The organism is Desulfovibrio sp., assembly GCF_047607245.1.
GTDB lineage: Bacteria > Desulfobacterota > Desulfovibrionia > Desulfovibrionales > Desulfovibrionaceae > Desulfovibrio.
Map to the genome: position 1 here is coordinate 1 of NZ_JASGDK010000026.1, position 5831 is coordinate 5831.

Here is a 5831-nt window from a genome sequence, read left to right on the forward strand (position 1 = left end):
CTTTGCGCAGGCCAACCCCATTCCTGAAATCTGGCCGCTGCAACGCGCCGTGGATGCCGGGGCAAAAGTTATCGCCACTGGCCGCTCCGACTGCCCCAACCAAATCAACAATGTGCTGGCGTTTCCCGGTATCTTCCGCGGAGCGCTGGATGTGGCCGCCACAGACATCAATGATGCAATGAAAATCGCGGCAGCCTACGCCATAGCCGAACTGGTCTCGGCTGAGGAACTTTGCCCCGACTTTATCATTCCCTCTACCCTCAATCCCGAAGTGGCACCCCGGGTTGCCGCGGCAACTGCCAAGGCTGCCATTGAGAGCGGCATTGCCCGTAACCCCATAGACCCTGAAATTGTTGCTGAAAACCTGAAGAAGCGTCTGGCCAAGCGCACGATCTAACGTCAGCTCAGGATAGCATCAAGTGTGTATAAATCCGGCGGCTGTCAAGTGCAGCCGCCGGAAAGACACGCTGCCCTGCTTGCCCACATGCATTTTTGAAACATGCCCGCTGCATCTGGTGCTTTAATGCCGGATGCATTTTTTTAATATAAAAAGGCTATTATCTGATTAATCAACCAATAATCGCGACTCTGCATCAGCCATACGGGCAGGATAAAACCCGCTCATTAATGGTGGCCTTTGCCATATTATGTCCAATAAAATATACTTACGTAAAAAATCAGGTTTGACAAGTTAAAAAGGATACCGCGCAACTCATTGACGCTATAACCTATAGCAGATCAGGGAACGACCCACACAGCTATATGGGGTTCACCCTGACACAGTACGTTGGTGCGCCAGAACAGCTGCACACGCATCTGCCCGGCACACTTTATAAAAACAGACCCGCTTCTGTGCAGAAACGGGTCTGTTTTTATATCTCCATAAAAGATGCTGTTCTGTTTAACCGCAAAAACAATTACACAATCGCTGTTTTTCAAAATTTCGTTCAACAGCAGGCAAACCACATACCCAATCTGCGGCAAATTCCACGATCATATCAGGTTGCGTTTCGCAAGGCGAAGCCTGTCAGGCTGAGTACAAACCTGCTTGGCAGCTAAAGAGCTCTAATGGCCGGTTATGGCGTATTTTTTCAATTTATATTGCAGCAAACTCTTTGAAATACCAAGATATTCTGCAGCCTTAACCTGAACAAGTTCGGCACGCACCAAGGCTCGGCGAATAAGAGCGGCTTCAATTTTTTCCAGCGTATCGGCCAAGTCCAGCTGCACGGGCAGAAGGTCAACGGCGCTCTTGAACTGCGATTCTTCATCACGGATCTCGGCGGGCAGATTGTCCACATTGATGACCGAGCCAGGCACCAGAACAAGACAGCTTTCAACCACATTTTCCAGTTGCCGTATATTGCCCGGCCATTCATAGCCCGTCAGGTAGTTGAGGGCTTCAGTGCTGAAGGTTTTGGCAGGCATTGTGTTGTCAGCGCATACCTTTTCCACAAAATGGGCCACCAGCAGGGGGATGTCTTCACGGCGCTCGCGCAGGGGCGGCAGGGGAACCTGAACCACATTGAGCCTGTAGTACAGGTCATCGCGAAACGTTCCTTTCTCCACCATTGCGGCAAGGTCTTTGTTTGTCGCAGCCACCACACGAATGTCGACCTCGATTTCTTCACCACCACCCACGCGTTCAAAGCGCCGCTCCTGAAGCACACGCAACAGCTTGACCTGAAGATCGGGCGTAAGCTCCGCTATTTCATCCAGAAAAAGCGTGCCGCCGTCGGCTTGTTCAAAGCGGCCCCGGCGCATGGCCACTGCCCCGGTGAAAGAGCCTTTTTCGTGGCCGAAAAGTTCGCTCTCGAGCACGCCGGGATTGAGCGCCATGCAGTTAACGGAAACAAAGGGTTTGTCTTTGCGGGGGCTTGTGTAATGGATGGCCCGTGCTACCAGTTCCTTGCCCGTACCGGATTCGCCAGTAATAAGCACTGTGGAGCGGCTGGGCGCGGCCCGTTCAACCATCACGAGCACATCGCGTATGGCGCGGCTGCGCCCCACGATTTTGTGTACGCCGTAGCGGTCTTCCATAACCTCCTGAAGCAGGCGGTACTGGCGGTGGGCGCGGGCCAGCTCCACGGCGTTATGGATGGAGAGCAGAAGCTCGTCGTTGGAAAATGGTTTGGTGATATAATCAAAAGCGCCGTATTTCATAACATCCACAGCGCTTTCAATGGAGCCGAAGGCCGTCATGATAAGCACCGGAATATAGGGCCAGCTTTTCTTTACTCTTTCAAGCACCTGACGCCCGGACACCTTGGGCATCTTCATGTCCGTAACCACCACGTCCACTTCGCTTTCTTCAAGAAAAGCCAGGGCGGTTTCCGGGTCGCTGATGGCGGTGACAGAATAGCCTTCGTCTTCCAGCAGGGTTTGCAGAACCAACAGATAGTTTTTTTCGTCGTCAATAACCAGAATATGCGCTTTTTCACTCATAAGACTATTCCTGTGCCCCGGTATGGGCCTCGGGCAGCAGCACACGTACAAGAGCGCCGCCGTCCGGACCGTTTTCCAGCTGGATCACGCCGCCGTGGCTGGCAATGATGGACTGTACGATGGGCAGACCAAGGCCCGTGCCCCCGTCTTTGGTTGTAAAGAAGGGATCCAGCAGATTGCCCACAATGGCGGCGTCAAAGCCGGGGCCGGAATCGAGAAATTCCAGCCTTACATGGCCCTCGCCGTCGTGGTCACCGCTGATGCGCAGGATACCCGGCCCGTCCATTGCCTGTTGTCCGTTGACAAGGATATTGTAAAAAGCGCGGTACAGCAAATCCTTGTCGCCGTGAACGAAAAGACCTTCCATTGGCTGTCGCTCCACAGCAACTTCACGGCGGGCCATGTCGCCTTCCAGAAAGGCCAGCACCTGATCCAGCACAAGACTTACGTCAACCAGATCCTGCTTGGGCTGACGAGGGCGGGCATAGTCCAGAAAATCGTTCACTGTCTGCGAAAGCCGTACCGACTCATCAAAAATAGCGCCCAGTATGCGGCGTGTGCCAGCGTCTGCCTGGTCTGTACGGCGCTGCAATAGTTCGGCACTGGAGCGGATGATCCCCAGAGGATTTCGAATCTCGTGGGCAATACTGGCTACAACGCGCCCCATACTCACAAAACGTTCGTTACTGTGCAGCTGCTTTTCAAGCTGCCGGTTTTTCTGCATGCGTTCGGCAAGCACACGCTCCGAACGGTGGATAAGCATAATCAGCAGACCGAAAAGAACCACCGAGGACATGAGGCACATGACCACAATGATACCCTGAAATGTCAGCACCTGCTCATAGTCGCCCGTGATGTCCTGCGTCAGCTCCAGAGCGCCCATAATTGGAGCCTCTTGCCCAGGCTGCAATGGTTCGCCCTTCAATGGATAAAGAACACGCAAAACAAACGTGCCCTCCTCCAGAGGCAGCCTGAAGGGGGCCTGCCATTCGGGTATAGTTGAAATAATTTCAGACTTGAGAGCTTTACCCTGCAACACCTCATCCAGATTGGCAGGAGAAAGCCCGGCCCGGCCAACCTCTTCTTTACGTGTGGAATAGGCTACAAGGCGGGAAAAATCATAAATACGCAAGCGCTCTACCGGCAGTCCCTGAATGACGGACTGCACAACCTGCTCAAGCCGTTCGTACTGTGCTGGCTGACGCAAGGCTATGCGCCCATAGCCCATAAGCGTCGGCAAGGCGAAGCGCCGGAATATCTGACTGTTGAGGTTTTCCACCAGCAAACGGGCAAAGCCCTCTTGCCGAGTCAGCAGGGTTTCACGGGCCGAGTTTGAAATAAAGAAAGAAAGCCCCAGACTGGTCAGCAAAATGACGACCAGTGAAAGCCAGGAGAGAGGACGGGCATAGCTCAGCGGCAGGCTGCCCTCGGCGTCGCCTTTTGATCCGGTGGCAGGCCCGCCCTGATTGCTCGGGCTCCAGTCCTGTACGCCGCCAGCGTATGGTCCCGGTACATTGTCCTCGGATTGTGAGTCGCCGTGCGGACTGTGGGAACCAGCGCCTTGATCCTGAACTGGCGCTCCCCGCTTTTTTCTGAAAAACATCTGTTTTCCTTAAAATGCCTGCTCTTGCAAGGGCACGGCCATAAAATTATCCAGATCCGCATGCTCTGTAGCATAGCCCGGCGCGCCAAGCCGCGCATTGGCCAGACGCTTGCCCAGCTCCACAGCGGGCTGGTCAAGGGGATTCACCCCCATAAGCCAGCCGGTGAACAGAGTTGCAGCTTCCAGCAACAGCATGAAGGCTCCCGCGGCCTTGGGGCTGGTATCGTCCATATCCAAATGCACCAGGGGCACTTCGTTCATGCAAAGGGCCATACGCGTTCCAAGGGCCTCGGCTTCAAGCAACGCGCCCAGGGGCTTGCCCCGCAGCCATGCCCATTCCTGCGGCAAATCCTGACCAAAGGCACGGCCTGCGGCCTGCCCTCGGCTGGTAAGGAAAATGCAACCCTTGTTGCGCGGGCCGCTCAAAAACATCTGATTTACGGAATGCTGATCTGTAACACCCGTGGCGGCCACGGGCAGAATGCCCAATCCGTCCTTGCCGAGACTTTCTGCCCACAGTTGCGCAAACCAAGGGCCAAGGGCCGCCCATTGCGGCACATAGCAGAACAGGATGAGCTCGCTGTACTCTTGCAGCTCCAGTGCCCTGGCCCAGCAGGCAAGAGCGTAGGAAGGATGGCTGCCCAGTGAGCGCGGCGCTTCCACCAGGGGCCGGGCCACCTCGGCTGCGCCGTCAAGCAGGGAACGCCAGTCAACGCCCAAAAATCCTGCGGGCAAGAGCCCCACGGCAGAGAGCACCGAATAGCGCCCGCCCAGATGATCGGGAACTTCCAGCGAAGCCAGGCCGTGCGATGTGGCCTCCTGACGCAGGTAACCGGACACAGCATCGGTGACCACCACCATATGGGCCCGCCAGTCTTCGCCCAAAGCGGCCTGAAGCCACTGCCGCACCAGAAAATACTGTGCCAGAGTCTCGATCGTTCCCCCCGACTTGCTGATGCAGACCACAGAAGTATCCGCCGCATCAAGCCCGCCCAAGAGGGCTTCAAACTCTTCCGCACATACGTTGTCAGCTATCCACAGGCACGGTCCGTCATGCCCCGGCCTGTCCTGCCCCGGCGCAAAGGCTCTTTGTATGGCTCGCGCTCCCAGGGCCGACCCCCCTATGCCCAATACAAGCATATGCTTGCGGGTCCGCACCTTTTCCAGAATCGGGGGCAGATCTTTTTCCAGTGCTGCGCGATACGGCATGGACAGAAAAGGCAATATGCCCTGAGCCAGTTCACGTTCAAGCCGGGCGCCCAGTTCTGGGGCTCTGGCCTGAAGAGGAGCGCTATCCGCCGTGTTCAGCCTGTGACTATAGGCCCTGGACCATTCAAGATAATGAGGCATGGGCTTCTCCTTTATGCCTTGCCGTGTTCATGACGGCGCAAGGCTTGAAGCAGTCTCAAAATGAAATTGTTCTGGCGGCTGTGCAAACAGCCCGCCACCATGAAGCCCTGTAGCACAATACAGCCGTTACCCCAAGAACTCGCCTGACCGTTGCTGGCGCTGAAAGCCGGGAACATTACTGTGCATCTGTGCAGGCAAACATTGTGGCGAGCGTCTTCAATCTTTTATAACACCCTGAATTCAACCCGAACCCCTCCAGCGATCATGCGTGTTGCTGGAGGCACTGCAAGTACACCCTTAAAGCAGGCTCAGAGGTTTGGGCGCAAAAAAGCGGCGGCGTACCAGCTTGTAGGTTTGTGGCCGCACACCGAAACGATAGCGCCACAGCACGCAGACCTCGCGCGCTCCGCAGGCCCGCACCTCGCCCCTGTCA

The 5831-nt window shown here is 55.7% G+C and carries 5 protein-coding genes; 2 read left to right on the forward strand and 3 right to left on the reverse strand.

Annotated elements, in window-relative coordinates:
- Both QM579_RS02190 and QM579_RS02195 read left to right on the forward strand, forming a co-directional pair.
- Positions 1–397: malic enzyme-like NAD(P)-binding protein (locus QM579_RS02190; RefSeq protein ID WP_414997592.1), on the forward strand; the 397-nt coding region annotated here is incomplete at its 5' end.
- 365 nt (positions 398–762) lie between these two features.
- A complete protein-coding gene (locus QM579_RS02195) occupies positions 763–1059 on the forward strand; it encodes a hypothetical protein (RefSeq protein ID WP_414997593.1) in 297 nt (98 codons plus the stop codon).
- A gap of 6 nt (positions 1060–1065) precedes the next feature.
- On the opposite strand, the gene QM579_RS02200 is transcribed toward QM579_RS02195, so the two are convergent.
- Genes QM579_RS02200 through QM579_RS02210 form a run of 3 tightly spaced genes read right to left on the reverse strand, consistent with a single transcriptional unit; the run spans position 1066 to position 5398 of the window.
- Positions 1066–2445 carry a sigma-54-dependent transcriptional regulator gene (locus tag QM579_RS02200; RefSeq protein ID WP_414997594.1) on the reverse strand — a complete coding sequence of 460 codons (1380 nt, stop codon included), beginning with the start codon at positions 2443–2445 and terminating at the stop codon, positions 1066–1068.
- Between the two features lie 4 nt (positions 2446–2449).
- The gene (locus tag QM579_RS02205; RefSeq protein WP_414997595.1) at positions 2450–4048 is read right to left on the reverse strand and encodes a sensor histidine kinase; all 1599 of its coding nucleotides are present in this window, start codon (positions 4046–4048) and stop codon (positions 2450–2452) included.
- 9 nt (positions 4049–4057) lie between these two features.
- The gene (locus tag QM579_RS02210) at positions 4058–5398 is read right to left on the reverse strand and encodes a glucose-6-phosphate isomerase (protein ID WP_414997596.1); all 1341 of its coding nucleotides are present in this window, start codon (positions 5396–5398) and stop codon (positions 4058–4060) included.
- Between the last annotated feature and the right edge of the window lie 433 nt (positions 5399–5831).

Bases quoted from the DNA above. Each gene is read 5' to 3' on its own strand.
- QM579_RS02195 (WP_414997593.1), top strand. From the start codon at position 763: ATGGGGTTCACCCTGACACAGTACGTTGGTGCGCCAGAACAGCTGCAC.
- QM579_RS02200 (WP_414997594.1), bottom strand. From the start codon at position 2,445: ATGAGTGAAAAAGCGCATATTCTGGTTATTGACGACGAAAAAAACTAT.
- QM579_RS02205 (WP_414997595.1), bottom strand. From the start codon at position 4,048: ATGTTTTTCAGAAAAAAGCGGGGAGCGCCAGTTCAGGATCAAGGCGCT.
- QM579_RS02210 (WP_414997596.1), bottom strand. From the start codon at position 5,398: ATGCCTCATTATCTTGAATGGTCCAGGGCCTATAGTCACAGGCTGAAC.